At 53.4% G+C, this 23,801-nt stretch carries 22 protein-coding genes, 1 tRNA gene and 3 pseudogenes; 14 read left to right on the top strand and 12 right to left on the bottom strand.

Annotation, left to right across the window (positions count from 1 at the left end; translation table 11 throughout):
* Both NNN64_RS02435 and NNN64_RS02430 read left to right on the top strand, forming a co-directional pair.
* On the top strand, positions 1-284 hold a 284-nt coding region (locus NNN64_RS02435; RefSeq protein ID WP_271440338.1), incomplete at its 5' end, for an integrase core domain-containing protein.
* An 18-nt stretch (positions 285-302) separates the two neighbouring features.
* On the top strand, positions 303-1,034 hold the full coding sequence (locus NNN64_RS02430; protein WP_271440337.1) for a hypothetical protein: 732 nt from the start codon (positions 303-305) through the stop codon (positions 1,032-1,034).
* Positions 1,035-1,205: 171 nt separating this feature from the next.
* Here NNN64_RS02430 and NNN64_RS02425 read toward each other — a convergent pair whose 3' ends face one another.
* The 3 genes and pseudogenes from NNN64_RS02425 to NNN64_RS02415 all read right to left on the bottom strand — a co-directional run bounded on the left by NNN64_RS02425 (position 1,206) and on the right by NNN64_RS02415 (position 3,849).
* Positions 1,206-2,081, bottom strand: a complete 876-nt coding sequence (locus NNN64_RS02425; protein ID WP_271440336.1) for a phosphorothioated DNA-binding restriction endonuclease — start codon at positions 2,079-2,081, stop codon at positions 1,206-1,208.
* Between the two features lie 216 nt (positions 2,082-2,297).
* A pseudogene (locus NNN64_RS02420) lies at positions 2,298-3,565 on the bottom strand (tyrosine-type recombinase/integrase).
* 199 nt (positions 3,566-3,764) lie between these two features.
* Positions 3,765-3,849, bottom strand: a tRNA-Leu gene (locus tag NNN64_RS02415).
* Between the two features lie 230 nt (positions 3,850-4,079).
* Here NNN64_RS02415 and ahr point away from each other — a divergent pair.
* Positions 4,080-5,099 (top strand): NADPH-dependent aldehyde reductase Ahr, encoded by a 1,020-nt coding sequence (gene ahr / locus NNN64_RS02410; RefSeq protein ID WP_271440335.1) that lies wholly within the window; start codon positions 4,080-4,082, stop codon positions 5,097-5,099.
* A 30-nt stretch (positions 5,100-5,129) separates the two neighbouring features.
* On the opposite strand, the gene idnK is transcribed toward ahr, so the two are convergent.
* On the bottom strand, positions 5,130-5,651 hold the full coding sequence (gene idnK, locus NNN64_RS02405; protein ID WP_271440334.1) for a gluconokinase: 522 nt from the start codon (positions 5,649-5,651) through the stop codon (positions 5,130-5,132).
* Between the two features lie 217 nt (positions 5,652-5,868).
* On the opposite strand from idnK, the gene idnD reads away from it, so the two are divergent.
* From idnD to NNN64_RS02380, 5 genes are all read left to right on the top strand, one after another.
* Positions 5,869-6,912: an L-idonate 5-dehydrogenase gene (gene idnD, locus NNN64_RS02400; RefSeq protein ID WP_271440333.1), complete on the top strand. Its 1,044-nt coding sequence runs from the start codon at positions 5,869-5,871 to the stop codon at positions 6,910-6,912.
* Between the two features lie 11 nt (positions 6,913-6,923).
* Positions 6,924-7,688 (top strand): gluconate 5-dehydrogenase, encoded by a 765-nt coding sequence (gene idnO / locus NNN64_RS02395; protein WP_048212822.1) that lies wholly within the window; start codon positions 6,924-6,926, stop codon positions 7,686-7,688.
* A 97-nt stretch (positions 7,689-7,785) separates the two neighbouring features.
* Positions 7,786-9,105, top strand: a complete 1,320-nt coding sequence (gene idnT / locus NNN64_RS02390; protein WP_016155581.1) for a gnt-II system L-idonate transporter — start codon at positions 7,786-7,788, stop codon at positions 9,103-9,105.
* Between the two features lie 51 nt (positions 9,106-9,156).
* Complete coding sequence (gene idnR, locus NNN64_RS02385) at positions 9,157-10,155, top strand: DNA-binding transcriptional regulator IdnR (protein WP_271440332.1); 999 nt, start codon at positions 9,157-9,159, stop codon at positions 10,153-10,155.
* A gap of 79 nt (positions 10,156-10,234) precedes the next feature.
* Positions 10,235-11,737 (top strand): helicase HerA-like C-terminal domain-containing protein, encoded by a 1,503-nt coding sequence (locus NNN64_RS02380; RefSeq protein ID WP_271440331.1) that lies wholly within the window; start codon positions 10,235-10,237, stop codon positions 11,735-11,737.
* A 15-nt stretch (positions 11,738-11,752) separates the two neighbouring features.
* Here the strand turns inward: NNN64_RS02380 and NNN64_RS23280 are convergent.
* From NNN64_RS23280 to ytgA, 5 genes and pseudogenes are all read right to left on the bottom strand, one after another.
* A pseudogene (locus NNN64_RS23280) lies at positions 11,753-11,855 on the bottom strand (hypothetical protein); the annotation flags it as partial.
* Between the two features lie 321 nt (positions 11,856-12,176).
* Positions 12,177-12,272 (bottom strand): annotated as a pseudogene (locus NNN64_RS23275) (hypothetical protein); the annotation flags it as partial.
* A 15-nt stretch (positions 12,273-12,287) separates the two neighbouring features.
* Positions 12,288-13,370: an LPS export ABC transporter permease LptG gene (lptG, locus tag NNN64_RS02375; RefSeq protein WP_137383924.1), complete on the bottom strand. Its 1,083-nt coding sequence runs from the start codon at positions 13,368-13,370 to the stop codon at positions 12,288-12,290.
* Complete coding sequence (gene lptF / locus NNN64_RS02370) at positions 13,370-14,470, bottom strand: LPS export ABC transporter permease LptF (RefSeq protein ID WP_271440330.1); 1,101 nt, start codon at positions 14,468-14,470, stop codon at positions 13,370-13,372. Before lptF ends, lptG begins: the two co-directional genes overlap by 1 nt.
* A 63-nt stretch (positions 14,471-14,533) precedes the next feature.
* Positions 14,534-14,584 (bottom strand): protein YtgA, encoded by a 51-nt coding sequence (ytgA, locus tag NNN64_RS02365; RefSeq protein WP_211180521.1) that lies wholly within the window; start codon positions 14,582-14,584, stop codon positions 14,534-14,536.
* A gap of 153 nt (positions 14,585-14,737) precedes the next feature.
* Between ytgA and pepA the strand changes: the two genes are divergently transcribed.
* The 4 genes from pepA to NNN64_RS02345 all read left to right on the top strand — a co-directional run bounded on the left by pepA (position 14,738) and on the right by NNN64_RS02345 (position 20,326).
* On the top strand, positions 14,738-16,249 hold the full coding sequence (gene pepA / locus NNN64_RS02360; protein ID WP_003025870.1) for a leucyl aminopeptidase: 1,512 nt from the start codon (positions 14,738-14,740) through the stop codon (positions 16,247-16,249).
* Between the two features lie 98 nt (positions 16,250-16,347).
* A complete protein-coding gene (gene holC / locus NNN64_RS02355) occupies positions 16,348-16,791 on the top strand; it encodes a DNA polymerase III subunit chi (RefSeq protein WP_271440343.1) in 444 nt (147 codons plus the stop codon).
* Positions 16,791-19,646 (top strand): valine--tRNA ligase, encoded by a 2,856-nt coding sequence (locus NNN64_RS02350; RefSeq protein ID WP_271440329.1) that lies wholly within the window; start codon positions 16,791-16,793, stop codon positions 19,644-19,646. The genes holC and NNN64_RS02350 overlap by 1 nt, the downstream gene beginning before the upstream one ends.
* A 176-nt stretch (positions 19,647-19,822) precedes the next feature.
* Positions 19,823-20,326, top strand: coding sequence for a GNAT family N-acetyltransferase (locus NNN64_RS02345; RefSeq protein ID WP_271440328.1), 504 nt, complete (start codon positions 19,823-19,825; stop codon positions 20,324-20,326).
* 26 nt (positions 20,327-20,352) lie between these two features.
* Here the strand turns inward: NNN64_RS02345 and NNN64_RS02340 are convergent, their stop codons facing one another.
* The 3 genes from NNN64_RS02340 to rraB all read right to left on the bottom strand — a co-directional run bounded on the left by NNN64_RS02340 (position 20,353) and on the right by rraB (position 22,588).
* Complete coding sequence (locus NNN64_RS02340) at positions 20,353-21,183, bottom strand: topoisomerase II (RefSeq protein ID WP_271440327.1); 831 nt, start codon at positions 21,181-21,183, stop codon at positions 20,353-20,355.
* A 169-nt stretch (positions 21,184-21,352) separates the two neighbouring features.
* On the bottom strand, positions 21,353-22,111 hold the full coding sequence (gene miaE, locus NNN64_RS02335) for a tRNA isopentenyl-2-thiomethyl-A-37 hydroxylase MiaE (RefSeq protein ID WP_271440326.1): 759 nt from the start codon (positions 22,109-22,111) through the stop codon (positions 21,353-21,355).
* A 51-nt stretch (positions 22,112-22,162) separates the two neighbouring features.
* Positions 22,163-22,588, bottom strand: a complete 426-nt coding sequence (rraB, locus tag NNN64_RS02330; RefSeq protein WP_005134179.1) for a ribonuclease E inhibitor RraB — start codon at positions 22,586-22,588, stop codon at positions 22,163-22,165.
* A gap of 98 nt (positions 22,589-22,686) precedes the next feature.
* Between rraB and argL the strand changes: the two genes are divergently transcribed.
* Positions 22,687-22,782 (top strand): putative translational regulatory protein ArgL, encoded by a 96-nt coding sequence (gene argL, locus NNN64_RS23270; RefSeq protein ID WP_416348267.1) that lies wholly within the window; start codon positions 22,687-22,689, stop codon positions 22,780-22,782.
* Entirely contained in the window at positions 22,752-23,756 is a 1,005-nt protein-coding gene (gene argF / locus NNN64_RS02325) for an ornithine carbamoyltransferase (RefSeq protein ID WP_271440325.1), read from the top strand. Before argL ends, argF begins: the two co-directional genes overlap by 31 nt.
* Positions 23,757-23,801: the final 45 nt, after the last annotated feature.

The following is a 23,801-nucleotide window of genomic DNA, read 5'->3' as shown; positions in this document are numbered from 1 at the left end:
TTGCACTGGCTGAATGGGCAGAGCAACATGCAGTAAAACTGGAATTTATTCAGCCGGGTAAGCCGACGCAGAACGCTTTTATTGAGCGCTTTAACCGAACATACCGTACAGAAATACTCGATTTTTATCTGTTCAGAACGCTGAATGAAGTGCGGGAAATCACGGAAAGATGGGTGTCAGAATATAACTGTGAACGCCCGCATGAATCACTGAACAATATGACGCCTGAGGAATATCGGCAACACAATCATTTGGCCGGGATCTCAAAAAATGCCTGGAACTAAAACGGGTCTATTTACAAATTGGGCGACACGCTAAAAACCGTAAAAGCCAGATTGGATCATATCGAGCAAGTGTTAGAAACCGCCTCCCTTTCTCTCGATAAACAGTCCCAGCCAACAATGCAGGCATCGCAGAGTATTGAGAAATTTAATCAACAGTATTCCAGCGTACTCAGCTTGGGATTTGGTGGGATTGTCGGTAGCTCAATGGCATTGGGCGCGTGGGCGCTTGTTTCAGCCATTGGCACTGCGTCTACTGGTACGGCCATCGGCACGCTGTCCGGTGTCGCAGCAACCAATGCGACACTTGCCTGGTTCGGAGGTGGTGCAGTTGCTGCGGGTGGAGCAGGAATGAGCGGTGGTATGTTAGTACTGGGAGGGATCGTTGCAGTGCCGATTATCTATTTCGCAGCGAAAGGTGCATGGACCAAAGCCCGTGCTTTCCAGGAGCAAGAAGAGCTTGTTGAGCAAGAGCATGAAAATTTACGTATATTAAAACCAGAACTCGAGAAGCAATATAACGATGTATTAACATACACTACTCAATTAAACCACCATTGCCAGATATGGTTGGAGCAAATGAGCAATGGGTTAGCGATCCTTTATCCTTGGGGAAAACTCAGCGTTTTTTACCGGAAATTGCTGTATGTCATCGGTATTAAGTGGAAAAAACCTGAGCATCTGGCAGTCATTAAAACCATAAATGAGCAAACCGTCCAGTTTTTGCGTTTTTTCCAAAACGAAAACACGTGAGCAACCCCAATAAAATAATTAATAATGTGCTGGCTTAGCAATATCCGCACTTGGCACGAACCGACTGCCAGATCAGATTCCATACTGATTAATAATAGTGCCAACTCAAGCCTGAGCCAGTACAACTGAATGGTTTGTATACCACACGCAAAATAACTGCCCTACCCCAGATCAATGCTCTCCTCTAAACACCTCTTCCCTATGCCACTCCACAAACCGCTCACCCGGATAATTTTCTTTAACCGGGGGCAACGCAATCGCCTTTCCCGCAAAATCCCAGAACAACCGCTGCACCACCCCACCACCATTTACCGCGTCGGAAACTATCACACGCATATTTTCATCCAAACCAATCGAACCACGATCAAACGCTTTATGGTGGATTGCGCACAATGCCAGGCCGTTAGGTACTTCACAAGGGCCATGGTGCTGCTTCCATCTGATATGGACAGCTTCCAGAGCAATCGGCGCATTGTCGTGGCGCATGTTGAAGCCGCAGATCGCGCACTGATAATTGTAAGCACGTAGCACCATCTGACGGAACTTCGGATCGCGTTGACGGAGAGAGGTGCAAATATCAAACCCCATCTCATCAGCGATGTCTTCCTGAATACTGGCCGGGAAATGCGCCTCCAGGAGCTGCTGCGCCAGCGTATCAATTAACCTGTGATTTTTTGCCACCAACGCAAAACTATCGGCATCAAATCCACCCGCTACATTATATTCGATGAGTTCACGTCGGGGTGGCTGGCGACTACCATTGGTTGGGCACAGTTCCACGTTTTGTAGTTCCCAAAAGCCATCGCCCTTCAGACGCCAGAACGGCATGTCCGGGCGCTGGTCACGACGCTGCGGTCCATAACGTTCCAGAAGATCCAACAAGGGCTCGTAGATTTCAGAACCATAGTTAAACAGGCGATCATGACCCTGCCGATAGTGTGAGAGGACGTGCAGCAGCAATAATGGCTTATGTGGCGCACGCTGTTCGCCTTTGCGCCAGATGGTGATAGTTGATATCGCTTGCTTTAGGGTTTTGTCAGCAGTCATTACATTGAAGAATCCATGAGCACATATTTGCGATGATGCTCGCAACTATATGTACATTCAAGGCATTATTGCAGGCATCTTTTTTATCTGTCAGCTCTGTACCTAGCAGATGAAAATTTGATAATAACGGTAAAAAAATACAATGACCAACCAGCCCGATGAGGGCTGGTTGGTCATTTCAATTTAAACATCAACCACGAAATAACGGCACCCGACTCACTCACCATACCCTTGGTTGATCTTCGCATAGTCAAATGGCGTAATCCCTTTCTCCCGGTTCGCATCCAGGAAATCAGCCCACCATTGCAGCATCAGCTTGCGTTCGTCGATAAACTCCGCCTTATGGATATATGCCGCCCGTACTGAATTACGCTCCTATGGCTCATCTGTCGTTCTACCGCATCCTTTGACCATAACCCTGACTCAATCAATGAGCTACAGGCCATCGTGCGAAAACCGTGACCACAAACCTCAACTTTAGTGTCATAACCCATCACCCGCAGCGCACTGTTCACCGTGTTTTCACTCATGGGTTTACGCGGATCGTGATCGCCAATAAAAATCAGTTCATGTTCGCCACAGAACTGCTTTATCTGCTTCAGGATCGCCAGTGCTTGCTTAGAAAGCGGCACCAGATGCGGGGTATGCATCTTTGAGCCGCGATGAGAATGTTTAACGCCAGGGATAGGTTCTCTCTCAGGTGGGATCGTCCACATTGACGTTTCAAAATCGATCTCCGACCAGCGGGCAAAACGTAGCTCGCTGGATCGGATAAAGATAAGCAGGGTAAGTTCGGTTGCCCAACGGGTTAATGGTCTTCCGGTATAGCCATCTATTTTCTGAAGCAGTTCTGGAATACGCTTTAACTCCAAAGCCGGGCGATGCTGTCGATTGCTGGAAGCAACCGCTCCTGCCATCTCTTGCGCCGGGTTATAATCAATCAGTCCACTTTGCACGGCATAACGCATGATGGCCGTAGTACGTTGTTGGAGACGGGAAGCTACCTCAAGACGTCCAGACATCTCTACGGCCTTAATGGGAAGTAACAAATCGCGGGTACTCAATTCAGCAATATTACGCGTCCCAATCGCCGGAAAAACATTATCCTCCAGACTCTTTTTCACGCGCTCAGCGTGATCTTCCGACCATTTCTGGTTGGTCGCGAGCCAATCTCGGGCGACCTTCTCGAAAGTAATAATCTCTTTCGCCTGTTCTTCTTTCACTGCACGTTTATGTTCGCGGGGATCGATACCGGCAGCCACCAGCTTCCTGGCTTCCTCCCTTTTCTTCCTGGCATCCGCCAGTGAAACTTCGGGATAAACACCAAACGCCATCACATGCTGCTTGCCACCAAAGCGAAAACGAAATCGCCAATATTTGGAGCCATTAGCATGTACCAGTAAAAACAGGCCATCACCATCAGATAGCGGGTTTGCATTATCTTCAGGTTTTGCCGAACGGACTTTAGTATCAGTCAGAGCCATGAGGGTTCTCCTTCCATGTACCGCCGTGAGTATACAAACATTATCGAATCAGCATATATACTCAGTTATATACTCACAAGCGACTTGATGTGGGTTGACCTAAGTTGACTTCATCTGAAGGGAAAATCGCGGAAAGCCTTGTGTGGCGCGGATTTCAGGCATAAAAAAAGACCTCAGTTGAGGTCCATTTACATGCTTTTGGTGCCGAAGGCCGGACTCGAACCGGCACGTATTTCTACGGTTGATTTTGAATCAACTGCGTCTACCGATTTCGCCACTCCGGCACGGAAGGGATGCGGAAAACGTTGTGGATTATACCTGTCATGCGCCACCATGCAAGCACCAGCGTGTGTCTGGCTCGCTAAGTGTTGAAAATTTCAGCATTACCTTTCGTACCTGCAATCAGCATCACGGTTTAGCCCACGCAATAACCGCCTTAATCCCCCCTTCTGCGAAGCGTCCCGTTTCCCCATGCTCTACACTTCCAGTTCAACACCACACTGAGGGAAACACGATGTCGATGATAAAAAGCTACGCCGCAAAAGCGGCGGGCAGCGAACTCGAATTCTATGAATATGATGCGGGCGAGCTAAAGCCGGAAGATGTCGAAGTGCAGGTCGATTACTGCGGTATCTGCCATTCTGATTTGTCGATGATCGACAACGAATGGGGATTCTCTCAGTATCCGCTGGTTGCCGGGCATGAGGTGATTGGTCGAGTGGCAGCGCTCGGCAGTGCGGCGCAGGATAAGGGGCTGAAAGTGGGCCAGCGCGTTGGGATTGGCTGGACGGCGCGTAGCTGCGGGCATTGCGACGCCTGTATCAGCGGCAATCAAATTAACTGCCTGGAAGGGTCCGTTCCCACGATCCTCAATCGCGGCGGCTTTGCCGAGAAGCTACGGGCCGACTGGCAGTGGGTGATCCCGTTGCCGGAGAGTATCGATCTGGCGGCAGCTGGCCCCTTGCTGTGCGGCGGCATCACGGTGTTCAAACCGCTGCTGATGCACCATATTACTGCCACCAGCCGCGTTGGGGTGATCGGTATCGGCGGCCTGGGGCATATCGCCATTAAGCTGTTACATGCGATGGGTTGTGAAGTCACCGCGTTCAGTTCCAACCCGGCAAAAGAGCAGGAAGTGCTGGCGATGGGAGCGGATAAGGTGGTCAACAGCCGCGATCCGGATGCGCTGAAAGCGCTGGCGGGGCAGTTTGATCTCATTATTAATACGGTTAATGTCGATCTTGACTGGCAACCCTATTTTGAAGCGCTGGCCTACGGCGGTAACTTCCATACCGTCGGCGCGGTGATGAAACCGCTGCCAGTGCCGGCATTCACCTTAATTGCCGGCGATCGCAGCATCTCCGGTTCGGCGACCGGCACACCGTTCGAACTGCGCAAACTGATGAAGTTTGCCGGGCGCAGCAAGGTGTCGCCTACCACCGAGCTGTACCCGATGTCGCAAATTAACGACGCTATCCAGCACGTGCGTGACGGCAAGGCCCGTTACCGCGTGGTTCTGAAAGCCGACTTCTGATGCCGGGCTCAGTCCCGCAAGGGGCTGAGCCTATTGCCCGTGACGAAACGCGAGCACCGCCTGGCGACACTGTTCCGTCACATGCTCGATGTCGTGGTTCACATCGATGCGGGCAATATCGCGTTCATCCTCCTGCGGACACTCCAGCGCGTCAAATTGACTTTTTAACAAGCCCACCGGCATAAAATGCCCTGCCCGACGCTGCATACGCGCCAGAATGGTCTCGTAGTCGCCGTCCAGCCACAGAAAATGCACATTCGGACTGCCCTGACGCAATATATCGCGGTACTGTTTTTTTAATGACGAGCAGACAATAAACCCGGTCTCATTCTTTTTATATAAACTGTATGAGGCGTCATTTAATCGTGCTAACCACGGCAGTCGGTCTTCATCAGTTAATGGAATGCCTTCAGACATTTTATCAATATTTTTAGCGGGATGGAGATCGTCACCATCAATGAATTTTGCCGATAATACTGCGGCAATTTTACTGCCAACTAAAGATTTACCGCTACCTGAAACACCCATCAAAATATAACTTTCCCCGGCCATCGAAAAAACTCCAGATTCATATTCCATGGCGCGATACTACGCTTTCCACATTGAGGATTTCACGCTTTTTCAGCGCTGCTGATGAGAATTACAAGGCGCATCACGTTATGCGTAACATTGTAGTGTAACAATTTTCCAGCGTGACCTGTGTCACAAATAATAACACTCAAAACCGTTTAAATGCTGCCGAGGTTACTACCTGACCAGTGAGGCATTTATGCAAGTCAAAACCCAATCCTGCGTTGTCGCGGGTAAGAAAACTGTTGCCATTACCGACCAAAATATTGAATGGAATAATAAAGGAACACTGGTACAAATTACCCGCGGGGGAATTTGCGGTTCCGATTTACATTATTATCAGGAAGGAAAAGTCGGTAATTTTACCGTTAAAGCACCGATGATTTTAGGCCATGAAGTTATTGGTAAAGTGGTGCACAGCGATTCAAAAGAATTACAGGAAGGTCAGTCGGTAGCGATTAATCCGTCGAAACCCTGTGGCCACTGTAAATACTGTTTGCAGCACGAAGAAAACCAGTGCACGGAAATGCGCTTTTTTGGCAGCGCCATGTATTTTCCCCATGTCGACGGCGGCTTTACCCGGTTTAAAACCGTCGATACCGCGCAGTGTATCCCGTACCCGCAAGAGGCCGATGAAAAAGTGATGGCCTTTGCCGAACCGCTGGCGGTCGCGATCCACGCCGCACATGAAGCGGGCGACCTGCAGGGTAAGCGCGTGTTTATCTCCGGCGTCGGCCCTATCGGTTGCCTGATTGTCAGCGCGGTGAAAACGCTCGGCGCGGCAGAGATTGTCTGTGCTGATATCAGCCCGCGTTCGCTGTCGCTTGCCCAGCAGATGGGTGCCGATACGCTGATTAACCCGCAGCAGGACTCACTCGATGAGTGGAAAAAAGAAAAAGGCTACTTCGACGTCAGCTTCGAAGTCTCCGGTCATCCGTCCTCAATCACCACCTGCCTGGAAGTCACCCGCGCGAAAGGCGTGATGGTGCAGGTCGGCATGGGCGGCGCGGTACCGGACTTCCCGATGATGATGCTGATCGGCAAAGAGATCGCGCTCAAAGGCTCATTCCGCTTTACCACCGAGTTCAACACCGCAGTGTCGTGGCTGGCGAATAACGTTATCGATCCGCTGCCGTTACTCAGCGCCGAATACCCGTTTACCGAGCTTGAACAGGCGCTGATCTTCGCCGGGGATAAAACCCAGGCGGCGAAAGTCCAGCTCGTTTTTGCAGAAACAAAATAAGGAATAACATGATGAACGATCTTTTTTCACTGGACGGCAAAAACATTCTGATCACCGGTTCGGCTCAGGGTATTGGTTATTTACTGGCGACCGGGTTGGGTAAATATGGCGCTCAGATTATCGTCAATGATATTACGCCAGAGCGTGCTGAAGCCGCCGTCGCCAAACTGCAGCAGGAAGGGATTCGTGCCGTTGCTGCACCTTTTAATGTTACGCATAAACAAGACATCGATGCCGCCATTGACCATATCGAAAAAGACATTGGCCAAATTGATGTGCTGGTGAATAACGCGGGTATTCAGCGCCGCCATCCGTTTACCGAGTTCCCGGAACAGGACTGGAACGATGTAATTGCTGTTAACCAGACAGCGGTGTTCCTGGTCTCGCAGGCAGTCACGCGTCGCATGGTGGAACGTCAGGCCGGGAAGGTCATCAACATCTGCTCCATGCAGAGCGAACTGGGCCGCGATACCATCACGCCGTATGCCGCCTCGAAAGGCGCAGTGAAAATGCTCACCCGTGGAATGTGCGTAGAACTGGCACGCCACAATATCCAGGTCAACGGCATCGCGCCGGGCTACTTCAAAACCGAAATGACCAAAGCGCTGGTCGAAGATGAAGCCTTCACCTCCTGGCTGTGTAAACGTACGCCAGCCGCCCGCTGGGGCGATCCGCAGGAGCTGATTGGCGCAGCGGTATTCCTCTCGTCCAAAGCATCCGATTTTGTTAACGGGCACCTGCTGTTTGTCGATGGCGGCATGCTGGTCGCCGTCTGACGTTTAGCGACACCGCGCAGCGCTCCGGCGCTGCATTTTTGGCACCCCCCCTAAATCATTCGAGTTGCAGGATGACGGGGATAAAAGAGAAAAGATTATGCCATTAATAATAATTGCGGCAGGCGTCGCGCTGCTTCTGGTCCTGATGATTGGCTTTAAAGTTAACGGCTTTATTGCCCTGGTACTGGTTGCGGCGGTCGTCGGTTTTGCCGAAGGGATGGATGCACAGGCCGTTTTACACTCTATACAAAATGGGATCGGCGGGACGCTCGGCGGGCTGGCGATGATCCTCGGGTTCGGCGCGATGCTCGGTAAGCTGATTTCCGATACCGGCGCGGCCCAGCGCATTGCCACCACGCTGATTGGCACGTTCGGTAAGAAACGTGTGCAATGGGCGCTGGTGATCACCGGTCTGGTTGTCGGTCTGGCGATGTTCTTCGAAGTCGGTTTTGTTCTGCTGCTGCCGCTGGTGTTTACGGTGGTGGCCTCTTCCGGTCTGCCGCTGCTGTATGTCGGCGTGCCGATGGTCGCGGCGCTGTCCGTGACCCACTGCTTCCTGCCGCCGCATCCGGGGCCTACCGCGATTGCCACCATTTTCGAGGCCAATCTCGGTACCACCCTGCTGTACGGATTTATTATTACGATCCCGACGGTGATTGTCGCCGGGCCGCTGTTTTCTAAGCTGCTGACCCGCTTTGAGAAAGCACCGCCGGAAGGGTTATTCAACCCGCATTTGTTCACCGAAGAAGAGATGCCGTCATTCTGGAACAGTATCTTTGCGGCGGTTATCCCGGTCATACTGATGGCGGTCGCCGCGGTGTGTGAGATTACGCTACCGAAGACTAACAGCGTGCGGGTGTTCTTTGAGTTTATCGGTAACCCTGCGGTCGCGTTGTTTATCGCTATCGTCCTCGCCATTTTTACCCTTGGTCGACGTAACGGACGTACGATCGAGCAAATTATGGATATCATTGGCGACTCTATCGGCGCGATTGCGATGATTGTGTTTATCATCGCCGGGGGCGGTGCGTTTAAGCAGGTTCTGGTCGACAGCGGCGTGGGGCAATATATCTCGCACCTGATGACCGGTACGTCGCTCTCTCCGCTGCTGATGTGCTGGACGGTCGCCGCGTTGCTGCGCATCGCGCTCGGTTCTGCGACTGTCGCGGCGATCACCACTGCAGGCGTGGTACTGCCGATTATTAACGTCACCCATGCTGACCCGGCGCTGATGGTGCTGGCAACCGGTGCGGGTAGCGTGATTGCCTCACACGTTAACGATCCGGGATTCTGGCTGTTTAAAGGCTATTTTAATCTCAGCGTGGGCGAAACGTTGCGTACCTGGACGGTGATGGAAACGCTGATTTCCATTATGGGTCTGTTGGGGGTTCTGGCGCTGAACGCCATCCTGCATTAATACGGTATTACCGGGGAGCATCAGTCCGCGCTCCCCGGCTCAGGAGAGAAAATGAGGAACCACAGAATTTCTTTGCAAGACATCGCCACGCTGGCGGGTGTGACCAAAATGACAGTGAGTCGCTACATCCGTTCACCGAAAAAGGTCGCAAAGGAAACCGGTGAACGCATCGCGCAAATTATGGAGGAGATTAATTACATCCCCAACCGCGCACCCGCGATGCTGTTGAATGCGCAAAGCTATACGCTCGGCGTGCTGATCCCCTCGTTTCAAAACCAGCTGTTCGCTGACATTCTGGCCGGTATTGAGTCGGTCACCTCGGACCATAACTATCAGACGCTGATCGCCAACTATAACTACGACCGGGAATCCGAAGAAGAATCGGTAATCAACCTGCTGTCGTACAATATCGACGGCATTATTCTTTCCGAGAAATACCACACCCTGCGCACCGTTAAATTTCTGCGCTCTGCCAATATTCCGGTGGTCGAGCTGATGGATATCCAGGGCGATCGTCTGGACATGGAAGTGGGCTTTGATAACCGTCAGGCGGCGTTTGATATGGTCAGCACCATGCTGGATAAACGCCAGCGGCGCAAAATCCTCTACCTGGGTTCGAAAGATGATGTCCGCGATGAACAGCGCTATCGCGGCTATTGCGACGCCATGACCCGCCGGGGTCTGGAACCGCTGCGCGTTAACCCACGCGCCATCTCATCCATCCATCTGGGCACACAAATGATGCGTGATGCGCTCACTGCGCATCCGGATTTAGACGGCGTGTTTTGCACCAACGACGACATCGCGATGGGCGCACTGCTGCTGTGTCGCGAGCGCGAGCTTGCCGTCCCGGAGCAGATCTCAATTGCCGGTTTTCACGGCCTGGAAATGGGTCGGCAGATGATCCCAAGCCTTGCCAGCGTCATTACCCCGCGTTTTGAAATCGGTCGTATGGCGGCACAGATGTTACTGAGCAAAATCAAGAACAACGACCACAACCACAATACTGTCGATTTGGGGTATCAGATTTATCACGGCAATACGCTTTAACGCCTTTTCTCACACCCGCGCATACTTTCTTTCATCGACATTGCCTATACTCCAGGCAGGATAAATGGAGGAAATCTCAATGAGCGCACCCCTGCTAATTGCCCGCACGCCGGACACCGAACTGTTTTTACTGCCAGGCATGGCCAACCGCCACGGACTGATTACCGGCGCGACCGGGACCGGTAAAACCGTCACGCTACAGAAGCTGGCCGAATCGTTGTCCGAGATTGGCGTACCGGTCTTTATGGCCGATGTGAAAGGTGACTTAACCGGCGTGGCCGAGGAAGGACAAGCGTCTGAAAAGCTGCTCACCCGCCTGAAAAACATCGGCATTACCGACTGGCAGCCACATGCTAATCCGGTCACGGTGTGGGATATTTTCGGCGAAAAAGGTCACCCCGTTCGCGCCACAGTTTCTGACCTTGGGCCGCTGCTGCTGGCCCGTTTGCTGAACCTCAATGACGTACAGTCCGGCGTGCTGGATATTATCTTCCGCATTGCCGATGACCAGGGACTGTTACTGCTGGATTTCAAAGATCTGCGGGCCATCACCCAGTACATTGGCGATAACGCTAAATCCTTCCAGAACCAGTACGGCAACATCAGCAGCGCCTCGGTCGGGGCTATCCAGCGCGGGCTGCTGTCACTGGAGCAACAGGGTGCGGCGCACTTCTTTGGCGAACCGATGCTGGACATCAAAGACTGGATGCGTACCGATGCCAATGGCAAAGGGGTGATTAATATCCTCAGCGCCGAAAAGCTCTACCAGATGCCCAAACTGTATGCCGCCAGCCTGCTGTGGATGCTCTCCGAACTGTACGAACAACTGCCAGAAGCCGGCGATCTGGAAAAACCTAAACTGGTGTTCTTCTTTGACGAAGCCCATCTGTTGTTCAACGACGCCCCGCAGGTGCTGCTGGATAAAATCGAACAGGTGATCCGCCTGATCCGCTCGAAAGGGGTCGGCGTGTGGTTCGTCTCGCAAAACCCGTCGGATATTCCGGACAACGTGCTCGGCCAGTTGGGGAACCGTGTGCAACATGCCCTGCGCGCGTTCACGCCGAAAGATCAGAAAGCAGTGAAAACAGCAGCACAAACCATGCGCGCCAACCCGGCATTTGATACCGAGAAAGCCATTCAGGAATTGGGTACCGGCGAGGCGCTGGTGTCGTTTCTTGATGCCAAAGGCAGCCCATCAGTGGTTGAGCGAGCGATGGTCATTGCGCCGTGCTCGCGGATGGGGCCGGTGACGGACGATGAGCGCAACGGACTGATTAACCACTCGTCCCTGTACGGCAAATACGAAGAAGAGATCGACCGAGAGTCAGCCTATGAACGTTTGCAGCAAGGCGTGCAGGCCAGCACCGGGCAGCAAAATACACCGCCCGCCAACGGTAAAGCAGTCGAGGTGGACAGCGGTATTCTCGGTGGGTTGAAGGATATTCTGTTTGGCAGCACCGGACCGCGTGGCGGCAAACGCGATGGCGTGGTACAGAGCGTGGCGAAAAGCGCGGCGCGGCAAGTCACCAATCAGATAATCCGGGGGATGTTGGGGAGTTTGATGGGCGGGAGAAAACGCTAGTCCCCGTGGTACTGTGCCGGATGGCGGCGTAAACGCCTTATCCGGCCTACAAGCCCTGAGTAGGCCTGATAAGCGCAGCGCCATCAGGCACTGCGTGGTACGTTGTCGGATGGCGGCGCAAATGCCTTATCCGGCCTACAGGCCCTGAGTAGGCCTGATAAGCGCTGCGCCATCAGGCACTGCGTGATTCGTTGCCGGATGGCGGCGTAAACGCCTTATCCGGCCTACAAGCCCTGAGTTGTCCTGATAAGCGCAGCGCCATCAGGCACTGCGTGATTCGTTGCCGGATGGCGGCGTAAACGCCTTATCCGGCCTACAGGTCCTGAGTTGTCCTGATAAGCGCAGCGCCATCAGGCACTGCGAGGTTCATTGCCTGATGGCGGCGTAAACGCCTTATCCTGCCTACAGGCTCTGAGTAGGCCGGATAAGCGCAGCGCCATCAGGTACTGCATGGTACGTTGCCGGATGGCGGCGTAAACGCCTTATCAGGCCTACGGGCCCAGGTAGGCCTGATAAGCGCAGCGCCATCAGGCACTGCGCTTTACCGTGATTACGACCTACGCAGCATCAGCCACAAACTAATCAGCAGGAAACTGGCACTTGGCAGCAGCGCGCCGATAATCGGCGGAATACCATACACCAGCGTCAGCGGGCCAAAGATTTGGTCCAGCACATAGAACACAAAGCCAAAGCTAATCCCCGTCACCACACGCACGCCCATCGGCACGCTACGCAGCGGACCGAAGATAAACGACAGCGCCATCAGCATCATCACCGCGACAGACAGCGGCTGGAAGACTTTGCTCCACATATTGAGCTGGTAGCGCCCGGCGTCCTGGCCGCTCGACTTCAGGTACTTCACGTAGTTATGCAGACCGCTAATCGACAGTGCATCCGGGTCCAGTGCCACCACACCGAGTTTGTCCGGCGTAAGGTTGGTTTTCCACGTCCCGCTCACCGTTTGCGAACCCGTGATCTGTTTTGGATCAGTCAGGTTAGACTCATCCACCTGCGACAAACGCCAGACTTTCTGTTCCGGGTCAAATGTTGCGCTGGCAGCATAACGTACCGACTGCAGACGACGCTTATCGTTAAAGGAGTAAATGCTAATCCCGCCTAATTCGGCGTCCCCTTTCACTCGCTCGATGTAAACAAAGCTGTCGCCATCTTTCGCCCACAGCCCTTGCTGGGTAGACAGCAGCGAGCCACCGTACATCTGCTGCGCACGATAGTTACGCGCCATCTGTTCGCCCTGCGGCGCCACCCATTCACCGATGGCCATCGTCAGCAGCACCAGCGGAATCGCGGTTTTCATCACGGACAGCGCCACCTGCATACGGGTAAAACCGGACGCCTGCATCACCACCAGTTCACTACGCTGAGCCAGCATGCCCAGCCCCAGCAACGCGCCGAGCAGTGCCGCCATCGGGAAGAAGATTTGGATATCTTTCGGAGCGCTAAGCAGGGTATACAGCCCGGCGCCCATTGCATCGTAGCTCCCCTGCCCGGCTTTTTTCAGCTGGTCGACAAACTTGATGATCCCGGAGAGTGACACCAGCATGAACAACGTCATCATGATGGTGGTAAAAATGGTTTTACCGATATAGCGGTCAAGTACACCAAAGGGCTGCATTATACCGCTCCTTTACGCATAAAACGGGCACGCAAGCGGCGCATCGGCACCGTATCCCAAAGGTTAAGCACAATCGCCAGTGCCAGATAGGCAAGGTTAACCACCCACATCCAGAACACCGGGTCCAGCTTACCTTTCCCGCCGTTCGACTTCAGCGACGTCTGCACCAGGAAGAACAGTAAATAGAGCAGCATGGCTGGCAGCATGGACAGTACGCGACCCTGACGCGGGTTAACCACGCTCAGCGGGACAACCATCAGCGCCATCATAAATACGGTGAATACCAATGTGATACGCCAGTGCAGCTCCGCACGGGCCCGATCGTTGTCGGTATTCCACAGCGTGCGCATATCCATCTGGTCGGTATCGTTGGGGTCCAGCGCCACGGCCTGATGGCCAATAATTGCCTGATAGTCCTGGAAATCGGTAATGCGGAAATCGCGCAGCAGCGCGGTCCCTTCAAAACGCGTACCTTTGTTCAGCACCACGACCTGAGAACCGTCACGCAACTGAGTCAGATGTCCGGAATCAGCCACCACCACCGAAGGACGGGCGTTACCTTTCGGGCGGATTTGCGCGAGGAACACATCTTTGAAGCTGCTACCGTCAACACTTTCGATAAACAACACCGAACTGCCGTTCGTTGCCTGCTGGAATTGCCCTTGAGCAAGCGCCGCCATGCCGGGGTTCGCTTTCGCTTCCGCCAGCACTTCGTCCTGATGTCTGGAGGACCAAGGCCCTGCCCACATTACGTTGACTGCCGCAACGATACTGGTAAACAACGCCAGCACCATCGCCGCTTTTACCAGCACAGCCTTGCTCAGCCCGCAGGCGTGCATAACCGTAATTTCACTTTCGGTATACAGTTTGCCCAGCGTCATTAGCAGCCCAAGGAACAGGCTTAAGGGCAAGATAAGTTGCGCCATTTCTGGCACGCCCAGCCCCAGCAGCGAGAGCACCAGATTTGCCGGGATATCACCGTCAACCGCCGCACCCAGGATCCTGACTAACTTTTGACAAAAGAAGATCAAAAGTAGGATGAAAAGGATCGCAAGTTGGCTTTTGAGCGTTTCCCGTACCAGATATCTTATGATTATCACTTTAAATACGCCCGTAAAAACCCGTCTTTTTGCAGGAAAATAGCTTGTTTCATGGCTTAAACGTCATTTATTCTCTTGAGTCGTCGAAATCGTCGCTAAGATTATTATACTCAACGGATCCACCTCTCAGAAATTGTTCTGACGTGCCAATGCCGTAATAACGTTAAGATTAACACGAAGTCACCGCAACAGCGGGTATGAGTTACGAAAGCTTGCAATTCTATCCGTAGCCACCGCCGTTGTCTTTAAGATTCAGGAGCGTAGTGCATGGAGTTCAGTGTAAAAAGCGGTAGCCCGGAGAAACAGCGGAGTGCCTGCATCGTCGTGGGCGTCTTTGAACCACGCCGCCTCTCTCCGATTGCAGAGCAGCTCGACAAGATCAGCGACGGGTACATCAGCGCACTGCTGCGTCGTGGCGAACTGGAAGGTAAACCGGGTCAAACCCTGTTGCTGCACCATGTTCCTAACGTCCTGTCTGAGCGAATTCTCCTCATTGGTTGTGGCAAAGAGCGTGAGCTTGATGAGCGCCAGTACAAGCAGGTCATTCAGAAAACTATCAATACGCTGAATGATACCGGTTCGATGGAAGCCGTTTGCTTCCTGACCGAGCTGCACGTCAAAGGCCGCAATAACTACTGGAAAGTGCGTCAGGCTGTCGAAACAGCGCAAGAAACGCTGTACAGCTTTGATCAGTTGAAGACCAACAAAAGCGAGCCGCGTCGTCCGCTGCGTAAGATGGTGTTCAACGTACCGACCCGCCGTGAGCTGACCAGCGGTGAACGTGCTATTCAGCACGGTCTGGCCATTGCCGCCGGGATTAAAGCGGCGAAAGACCTCGGCAACATGCCGCCGAACATCTGTAACGCCGCCTACCTGGCGTCTCAGGCACGTCAGTTGGCAGACAGCTACAGCAAAAATGTTGTGACGCGCGTCATTGGCGAGCAGCAAATGAAAGAGCTGGGTATGCACTCTTATCTTGCGGTCGGCCACGGTTCGCAGAACGAGTCGCTGATGTCGGTCATCGAATACAAGGGCAATCCGTCTGAAGATGCGCGTCCGATTGTGCTGGTCGGCAAAGGGCTGACCTTTGACTCCGGCGGTATTTCCATCAAACCAGCCGAAGGCATGGATGAGATGAAATACGACATGTGCGGTGCTGCGGCAGTGTACGGTGTGATGCGCATGGTGGCGGAACTTCAACTGCCGATCAACGTCGTCGGCGTACTGGCGGGTTGTGAAAACATGCCTGGCGGTCGCGCGTATCGTCCGGGTGATGTGCTCACCACTATGTCTGGTCAGACTGTTGAAGTGCTCAATACTGATGCTGAAGGCCGTCTGGTGCTGTGCGACGTGTTAACCTACGTCGAGCGCTTTGAACCCGAAGCCGTCATTGACGTCGCCACCCTGACCGGCGCGTGCGTGATTGCCCTGGGTCATCACATCACCGGCCTGATGTCGAACCATAACCCACTGGCGCACGAGCTGATCGGCGCGTCCGAACAAGCGGGTGACCGCGCGTGGCGCCTGCCGTTGGGTGATGAGTATCAGGAACAGTTAGAGTCAAACTTTGCGGATATGGCGAATATCGGTGGACGTCCTGGCGGCGCGATTACCGCAGGCTGCTTCCTGTCACGCTTTACCCGTAAGTACAACTGGGCGCACCTGGACATCGCCGGTACCGCATGGCGTTCAGGGAAAGCCAAAGGCGCAACCGGTCGTCCGGTCGCGTTGCTGTCGCAGTTCCTGCTCAATCGCGCGGGTTTTAACGGCGAAGAGTAAGTTTGAGATTGCCCCGTAGGCCGGATAAGCGCAGCGCCATCCGGCCTACGGGGTGCATCATGGCAACGCATTTAAATCCACCACAAGAAACCCCATATATGAAGAATGCAACGTTCTACCTTCTGGACAACGACACACAGCAAGATGGCTTAAGCGCCGTCGAGCAACTGGTGTGTGAAATTGCCGCAGAACGTTGGCGCGCGGGCAAGCGCGTATTGATCGCCTGCGAAGATGAAAAACAGGCCATACGCCTGGATGAAGCATTGTGGGCAAGACCGGCAGAGAGTTTTGTACCGCATAATCTGGCGGGTGAAGGCCCCAGAGGCGGCGCGCCGGTAGAAATAGCCTGGCCGGAGAAACGCAACAGCAGCCCGCGCGACCTGCTCATCAGTTTGCGCGTTGGCTTTGCAGATTTTGCCACCGCTTTCACAGAAGTGATAGACTTCGTCCCTTACGAAGATTCTTTGAAACAATCGGCACGCGATCGCTACAAAGCTTACCGCGTGGCTGGTTTTAACCTGAATACGGCAACCTGGAAATAATGGAAAAGACATACAACCCACAAGATATCGAACAGCCGCTTTACGAGCACTGGGAAAAGCAGGGCTATTTCAAACCTAACGGCGATGAAAGCAAAGAGTCCTTCTGCATCATGATCCCGCCGCCGAACGTCACCGGCAGTTTGCATATGGGTCATGCTTTCCAGCAAACCATCATGGACACCATGATCCGCTACCAGCGCATGCAGGGTAAAAATACTCTGTGGCAGGCGGGTACCGACCACGCGGGTATCGCAACCCAAATGGTGGTTGAGCGTAAGATTGCCGCTGAAGAAGGTAAAACTCGTCACGATTACGGTCGCGAAGCGTTTATCGATAAAATTTGGCAGTGGAAAGCGGAATCCGGCGGCACCATTACCCGTCAGATGCGCCGCCTGGGCAACTCTGTTGACTGGGAGCGCGAGCGCTTCACTATGGACGAAGGTCTTTCCAATGCCGTGAAAGAAGTCTTTGTTCGCCTGTACAAAGAAGACCTCATTTACCGTGGCAAGCGCCTGGTAAACTGGGACCCGAAACTGCGCACTGCTATCTCTGACCTGGAAGTGGAAAACCGTGAGTCCAAAGGCTCGATGTGGCACATCCGCTATCCGCTGGCCGATGGCGCGAAAACCGCAGACGGTAAAGATTACCTGGTTGTTGCCACTACTCGTCCAGAAACCGTACTGGGCGATACCGGCGTTGCCGTAAACCCGGAAGATCCGCGTTATAAAGACCTTATCGGCAAATTCGTCATTCTGCCGCTGGTTAACCGCCGCATTCCAATCGTCGGTGACGAACATGCGGATATGGAAAAAGGCACCGGCTGCGTGAAGATCACCCCGGCACACGACTTTAACGACTATGAAGTCGGTAAACGTCACGGCCTGCCGATGATCAACATTTTGACCTTTGACGGTGATATCCGCGAAACCGCGGAAGTGTACGACACCAAAGGTGAAGAATCCGACGTCTACTCGAACGAGATCCCGACTGAATTCCAGAAACTGGAACGCTTTGCCGCGCGTAAAGCCGTGGTTGCGGCCGTTGACGCTCTGGGTCTGCTGGAAGAAATCAAACCCCACGATCTGACCGTGCCGTACGGTGACCGTGGCGGCGTGGTTATCGAACCGATGCTGACTGACCAGTGGTACGTCCGCGCAGATGTGCTGGCGAAACCGGCAGTTGAAGCGGTTGAGAACGGCGACATCCAGTTCGTACCTAAGCAGTATGAAAACATGTACTTCTCCTGGATGCGTGATATTCAGGACTGGTGTATCTCCCGTCAGCTGTGGTGGGGCCACCGTATCCCGGCATGGTATGACAACGACGGCAACGTCTACGTTGGCCGTACCGAAGCTGAGGTGCGTCAGGAAAACAACCTCGGTGCCGACGTTGCACTGCGTCAGGACGAAGACGTTCTGGATACCTGGTTCTCCTCCGCGCTGTGGACCTTCTCTACCCTCGGCTGGCCGGAAAACACCGATGCGCTGCGTCAGTTCCACCCAACCAGCGTGATGGTCTCCGGTTTTGACATCATCTTCTTCTGGATTGCCCGCATGATCATGATGACCATGCACTTCATCAAAGATGAAAACGGCAAGCCGCAGGTTCCGTTTAAGACCGTCTACATGACCGGTCTGATTCGTGACGACGAAGGCCAGAAGATGTCCAAATCCAAGGGTAACGTCATCGACCCGCTGGATATGGTTGATGGTATTTCTCTGGCAGAACTACTTGAAAAACGTACCGGCAACATGATGCAGCCGCAGCTGGCCGAGAAGATTGCCAAGCGCACCGAGAAGCAGTTCCCGGACGGCATTGAGCCGCACGGTACCGACGCCCTGCGTTTCACCCTGGCAGCGCTGGCCTCTACCGGCCGCGACATCAACTGGGATATGAAACGTCTGGAAGGTTACCGTAACTTCTGTAACAAGCTGTGGAACGCCAGCCGCTTCGTGCTGATGAACACCGAAGACCAGGATTGCGGCTTCAATGGCGGCGAAATGACGCTGTCTCTGGCGGATCGTTGGATCCTGGCTGAATTCAACCAGACCATCAAAGCGTACCGTGAAGCGCTGGATAACTTCCGCTTCGATATCGCTGCGGGCATTCTGTACGAATTCACCTGGAACCAGTTCTGTGACTGGTATCTGGAGCTGACCAAGCCGGTTATGAACGGCGGTTCTGAGTCTGAACTGCGCGGCACCCGCAATACGCTGGTTACCGTGCTGGAAGGTCTGCTGCGTCTGGCGCACCCGATCATTCCGTTCATCACCGAAACCATCTGGCAGCGCGTGAAAGTGATTTGCGGCAACACCGCAGATACCATCATGCTGCAGCCGTTCCCGGAATATAACGCGGCGCAGGTTGACGAAGCGGCACTGGCTGACACTGAATGGTTGAAGCAGGCGATCGTTGCCGTACGTAACATCCGTGCGGAAATGAACATTGCCCCAGGCAAACCGCTGGAACTGCTGCTGCGTGGTTGCAGTACTGATGCGATGCGTCGTGTGAACGACAACCGTAGCTTCCTGCTGAACCTGGCACGACTGGAAAGCATCACCGTGCTGCCAGCCGATGACAAAGGTCCGGTTTCCGTGACTAAAATCATCGACGGTGCCGAACTGCTGATCCCGATGGCTGGCCTCATCAACAAAGAAGATGAGCTGGCGCGTCTGGCAAAAGAAGTGGCGAAAATCGAAGGCGAGATTGCCCGTATCGAAGGCAAGCTCTCCAACGAAGGTTTCGTTGCTCGCGCACCGGAAGCCGTGATCGCCAAAGAGCGTGAGAAACTGGACGGTTACGCAGAAGCCAAAGCGAAGCTGATTGAGCAGCAGGCGGTCATCGCCGCGCTGTAAAAATCGTGCCTGTACGTTTGCCGGATGGCGCTACGCTTATCCGGCCTACAGGTACCGTCAACACAGGTTGGATAAGCGTAGCGCATCCGACCTGTGTTGAATTATCCTCGCTTGCACTTCCCCTCTCCGCAGTGGTATTAACTGCATATGTCTCACTTTTATGTCATGAGTTCGCTATGAGTGTCATTACGCCTGTCTCGGCTACGCTGCGTCGCATTGCTGCCGACGATAACCCCGCCATTGCCTGTGTGATCCGCCAGGTCTCCGCCGAATACGGCCTGACTGCCGATAAAGGCTATACCGTTGCCGACCCCAATCTGGACGAACTGTTCCAGGTTTACAGCCAGCCGGGCGCGGCCTATTGGGTGGTTGAGCAAAACGGTGAAGTCGTGGGCGGCGGCGGCGTTGCGCCGTTAGGCTGTAGCGAGCCGGACATTTGCGAGCTGCAAAAGATGTACTTCCTGTCGAGCGCACGCGGTCAGGGACTCGCGAAAAAGCTGGCGCTGATGGCGCTGGATCATGCCCGCGAGCAGGGTTTTAAGCAGTGCTATCTGGAAACAACTGCATTCCTGACTGAAGCTATCCGTCTGTATGAACATTTAGGGTTTGAGCATATCAGCGAAGCGCTAGGCTGCACCGGCCACGTCGATTGCGAAGTAAGGATGTTAAAGCCCCTCTGACTTCACGCCGAGGGGCCATGTCGGCCTTACTGCATCTCAGCTGAAAGCATCAGGCGAATTACGCCAGCCGCACGAGCGGTGGGAAGCTTCAGCACCTGAGTCCAGAGATCCTGCACAATCTCACAGGCGATCTTCTCTTTGCCAATCCCTTTATTCGGGTCGGCCATAATCTGAATATCATCCCCATAGCGCTGTACCAGTCCGGGGCTGATCGCTTGTAAATCCTGCAGCGCCAGCTGTTTTTCCTCGGCCGTCACCGTATGTTTATCCGGGCCATAGGCGGCGCGCATCATGCCCATATCGCCCACCATCCGCCGATTCATAATCTCACGCGGGACAAGATGTACCGGGTTAATGCCCCCTTTCACCGCCGGAAACAGGAAACGGAAACATTCGTCATCACCCACCTTTTCCACCGCAGCAATCTGCTCGAGGTTAATCTTCATATACTCAATGACGTTAGCATCAGGTGCTTGCTGCAGACGTGCCATCTGTAGCTGAAGGATTTGCGGCTGTATGGCATCGATAACCTGCTGCTCACTTTTGCCCTCGTTCTTCATCTGCACGGCCTGGGTGATGATTTTTTGTGTTAGCGCTGGCTCCTGCTCTCTAATCACCTGAAACACCGGATTGGCGCGCATCGCATTGTCAAACTTCTGCTCTTCGGTCATACCATATTCCGGACTTTCACGCGGGATAAGGTAGTGCACATCAAAAATATTCCATGCAATAATCGCGACCACAAAAATCACCGCGCCGGAGATCTTACCTACCCAGCCTTTTTTGCGAAACATGCCGACGACGATAGCAATCACCGCCCCGATATAGCCCGCCAACACTACGTGTGCCCAGTTCATTAACCATCCTTATTCAAATCGATACGTATGTCGGGGATATATTTCCCCGTTGTGTGTTCTGATTATTACGGTAGAGGCGATGGTTTTCCAGCCACCAGAATTTATCTGCAGGTATCAGGAAGAGGAGAGATGGCGCGGCAACCATGGCGAGCCGCGCCGGGAAGGTGTATTACGCGGGTACGCCGCTGTGAAAGCGGAATTCATCATCTGGAGACAGGATCAGCGACGCTTCCACTTCACCAAAGAAACGCACCCGGGCGCTGATGTCATCGGTTGAAATCTGCTGTGCCAACGCCAGGTAATCCTGATAATGGCGCGCCTCTGATCGTAGTAGCGACAGATAAAACGCCTGTAAATCATCATCCAGATACGGTGCCAGCGCCGCGAACCGTTCACAGGAGCGCGCCTCAATGTATGCGCCGCAAATTAGCTTATCAATTAGCGTTAATGGCTCGTGGGTGCGAACCTCTTTAAGCATGCCTTTGGCGTAACGACTGGCGGTAATTTTGATGTAGGGGATGTTGCGGCTCATCATCGCCTCGCGCACCTGCCAGAAGTGATGCAGCTCTTCTTTGATCAGCAAAACCATGCTGTCGATAAGCTTGCGCCCCCACGGATCGTCGGTCTGCGGCATCACACTTTTGCTGATCTGTTTATTCAGTGCAATGAAGTCAGGCTCCTCTCCCTCTCTGAACGCAAAAGCCTCATAGGGTTTCAGCCAGTCCAGCAACGCCTGTGAACCAGCTTTGTCAGCAACATATTTACGCACCAACAGCATCGCTGTTTGTGCCGCTTTCAGCTCGCAGACGAGGTGATCGGTCAGCAGCAGGGGAAGATTTGCCGGGTCCTGCGCTTTATCAAGCCATGCCTGGGGTGTTTTGCAGTGCAGAAAATTGAGGATTGGGGAGAGTATTTGCGGGTAATCCATACATTGTCCTTGCCCTACGGCAGCAAACACTGCCGTAGGTCATCAGATGACTTAGTGACGCACGCCGTCATCATCTTCGTCGACGAAATCTTCATCGTCGCCGTCTTCACCTTCTTCGCCGTTAGGGTCTTCGAAATAGGTACCCCACCCGTCGTATTCCACTTCAAATTTTTCAGCCAGATTCATCAGTTGCTCTACCTGAGCGTCGATCAGTTCGGCATTCAGGGCGCATTCGCTGAGAATGTCACAGCAAATAACTGTGTCGCCTTCTTCCACTTCCAGCTCTTCAGGCTCGGTCACTTCATAACCCAGTTTGAAGGCTTCTACTGCCGCTTTTTCCAGGGTTTCAAAGTCATCCGCGGAAAGGTGATGTTCGATGGTGTACAGCGCATCAGGGTCGCTGCCATCTTCGAGTAACTCTTCAATAATCAAGCGTGTTTCTTCACGCTGCTCTTCCAGTAGTTCCGGGTTTGCCATGGCTCGTTCCTCATAATGTCCTGCCGATACTCTTATTGTCACATACCGCTGACATTGCCTCCACCTTTCCAGGAAAGATTTGTTAAACAAGGTTGCAAATGAATAAACATCCATATAAATTGAATTTTAATTCAATAAATGGCTTAAGCCATGCGAGGGAACCATGTCTGCGTTTTATCAGAAGCACTTTTTGAAATTGCTCGATTTCACCTCTGCTGAACTCACGTCACTGCTACAGCTCGCCGCACAGCTCAAGGCAGATAAGAAAAACGGTACTGAGGTCGCTAAGCTCACCGGTAAAAACATTGCGCTCATCTTCGAAAAAGACTCGACTCGTACCCGTTGCTCTTTCGAAGTTGCCGCATACGATCAGGGTGCTCGCGTGACGTATCTCGGGCCAAGCGGCAGCCAGATTGGTCATAAAGAGTCGATCAAAGACACCGCCCGCGTACTCGGTCGTATGTACGACGGTATTCAGTATCGGGGTCACGGTCAGGAGATTGTCGAGACGCTGGCGGAATATGCCGGAGTTCCGGTATGGAACGGATTAACCGACGAGTTTCACCCCACTCAGTTGCTGGCGGATCTGTTAACTATGCAGGAACACCTGCCGGGTAAAGCGTTTAATGAGATGACGCTGGTCTATACCGGTGATGCCCGCAACAATATGGGTAATTCCATGCTGGAAGCCGCCGCGTTAACCGGGCTGGATCTACGCCTGGTTGCACCACAAGCGTGCTGGCCTGAAGAGAGCCTGGTGGCGGAGTGCAAAGCGCTGGCACAGAAAAATGGCGGCAATATTACGCTGACCGAAGACGTTGCCACAGGTGTAAAAGGTGCGGACTTTATCTACACCGACGTCTGGGTCTCGATGGGCGAAGCAAAAGAGAAGTGGGCAGAGCGTATTGCGCTGCTGCGTAACTATCAGGTTAATAGCGCGATGATGGCGCTGACGGGTAATCCACAGGTGAAGTTCCTGCACTGTCTGCCCGCGTTTCATGACGATCAGACCGTGCTGGGTAAACAAATGGCACAAGAGTATGGTTTGCACGGCGGTATGGAAGTGACCGATGAGGTCTTTGAATCCCCCGCCAGTATCGTATTCTCTCAGGCGGAAAACCGGATGCACACCATCAAAGCGGTGATGGTAGCGACATTAGCGAAGTGAAGGCATATGCCGGATGGCGATGCTAAGCATCTTATCCGGCCTACA

Origin of the sequence: Citrobacter sp. Igbk 14, from assembly GCF_028069825.1 — a bacterium.
In the GTDB taxonomy this organism is placed as follows: Bacteria; Pseudomonadota; Gammaproteobacteria; order Enterobacterales; family Enterobacteriaceae; genus Citrobacter.
This window is presented reverse-complemented; position numbering and strand designations above follow the sequence as displayed.

Bases quoted from the DNA above. Each gene is read 5' to 3' on its own strand.
- NNN64_RS02425 (WP_271440336.1), bottom strand. From the start codon at position 2,081: ATGACTGCTGACAAAACCCTAAAGCAAGCGATATCAACTATCACCATC.
- ahr (WP_271440335.1), top strand. From the start codon at position 4,080: ATGTCGATGATAAAAAGCTACGCCGCAAAAGCGGCGGGCAGCGAACTC.
- idnK (WP_271440334.1), bottom strand. From the start codon at position 5,651: ATGGCCGGGGAAAGTTATATTTTGATGGGTGTTTCAGGTAGCGGTAAA.
- idnD (WP_271440333.1), top strand. From the start codon at position 5,869: ATGCAAGTCAAAACCCAATCCTGCGTTGTCGCGGGTAAGAAAACTGTT.
- idnO (WP_048212822.1), top strand. From the start codon at position 6,924: ATGAACGATCTTTTTTCACTGGACGGCAAAAACATTCTGATCACCGGT.
- idnT (WP_016155581.1), top strand. From the start codon at position 7,786: ATGCCATTAATAATAATTGCGGCAGGCGTCGCGCTGCTTCTGGTCCTG.
- idnR (WP_271440332.1), top strand. From the start codon at position 9,157: ATGAGGAACCACAGAATTTCTTTGCAAGACATCGCCACGCTGGCGGGT.
- NNN64_RS02380 (WP_271440331.1), top strand. From the start codon at position 10,235: ATGAGCGCACCCCTGCTAATTGCCCGCACGCCGGACACCGAACTGTTT.
- lptG (WP_137383924.1), bottom strand. From the start codon at position 13,370: ATGCAGCCCTTTGGTGTACTTGACCGCTATATCGGTAAAACCATTTTT.
- pepA (WP_003025870.1), top strand. From the start codon at position 14,738: ATGGAGTTCAGTGTAAAAAGCGGTAGCCCGGAGAAACAGCGGAGTGCC.
- holC (WP_271440343.1), top strand. From the start codon at position 16,348: ATGAAGAATGCAACGTTCTACCTTCTGGACAACGACACACAGCAAGAT.
- NNN64_RS02350 (WP_271440329.1), top strand. From the start codon at position 16,791: ATGGAAAAGACATACAACCCACAAGATATCGAACAGCCGCTTTACGAG.
- NNN64_RS02345 (WP_271440328.1), top strand. From the start codon at position 19,823: ATGAGTGTCATTACGCCTGTCTCGGCTACGCTGCGTCGCATTGCTGCC.
- NNN64_RS02340 (WP_271440327.1), bottom strand. From the start codon at position 21,183: ATGAACTGGGCACACGTAGTGTTGGCGGGCTATATCGGGGCGGTGATT.
- miaE (WP_271440326.1), bottom strand. From the start codon at position 22,111: ATGGATTACCCGCAAATACTCTCCCCAATCCTCAATTTTCTGCACTGC.
- rraB (WP_005134179.1), bottom strand. From the start codon at position 22,588: ATGGCAAACCCGGAACTACTGGAAGAGCAGCGTGAAGAAACACGCTTG.
- argL (WP_416348267.1), top strand. From the start codon at position 22,687: ATGAATAAACATCCATATAAATTGAATTTTAATTCAATAAATGGCTTA.
- argF (WP_271440325.1), top strand. From the start codon at position 22,752: ATGTCTGCGTTTTATCAGAAGCACTTTTTGAAATTGCTCGATTTCACC.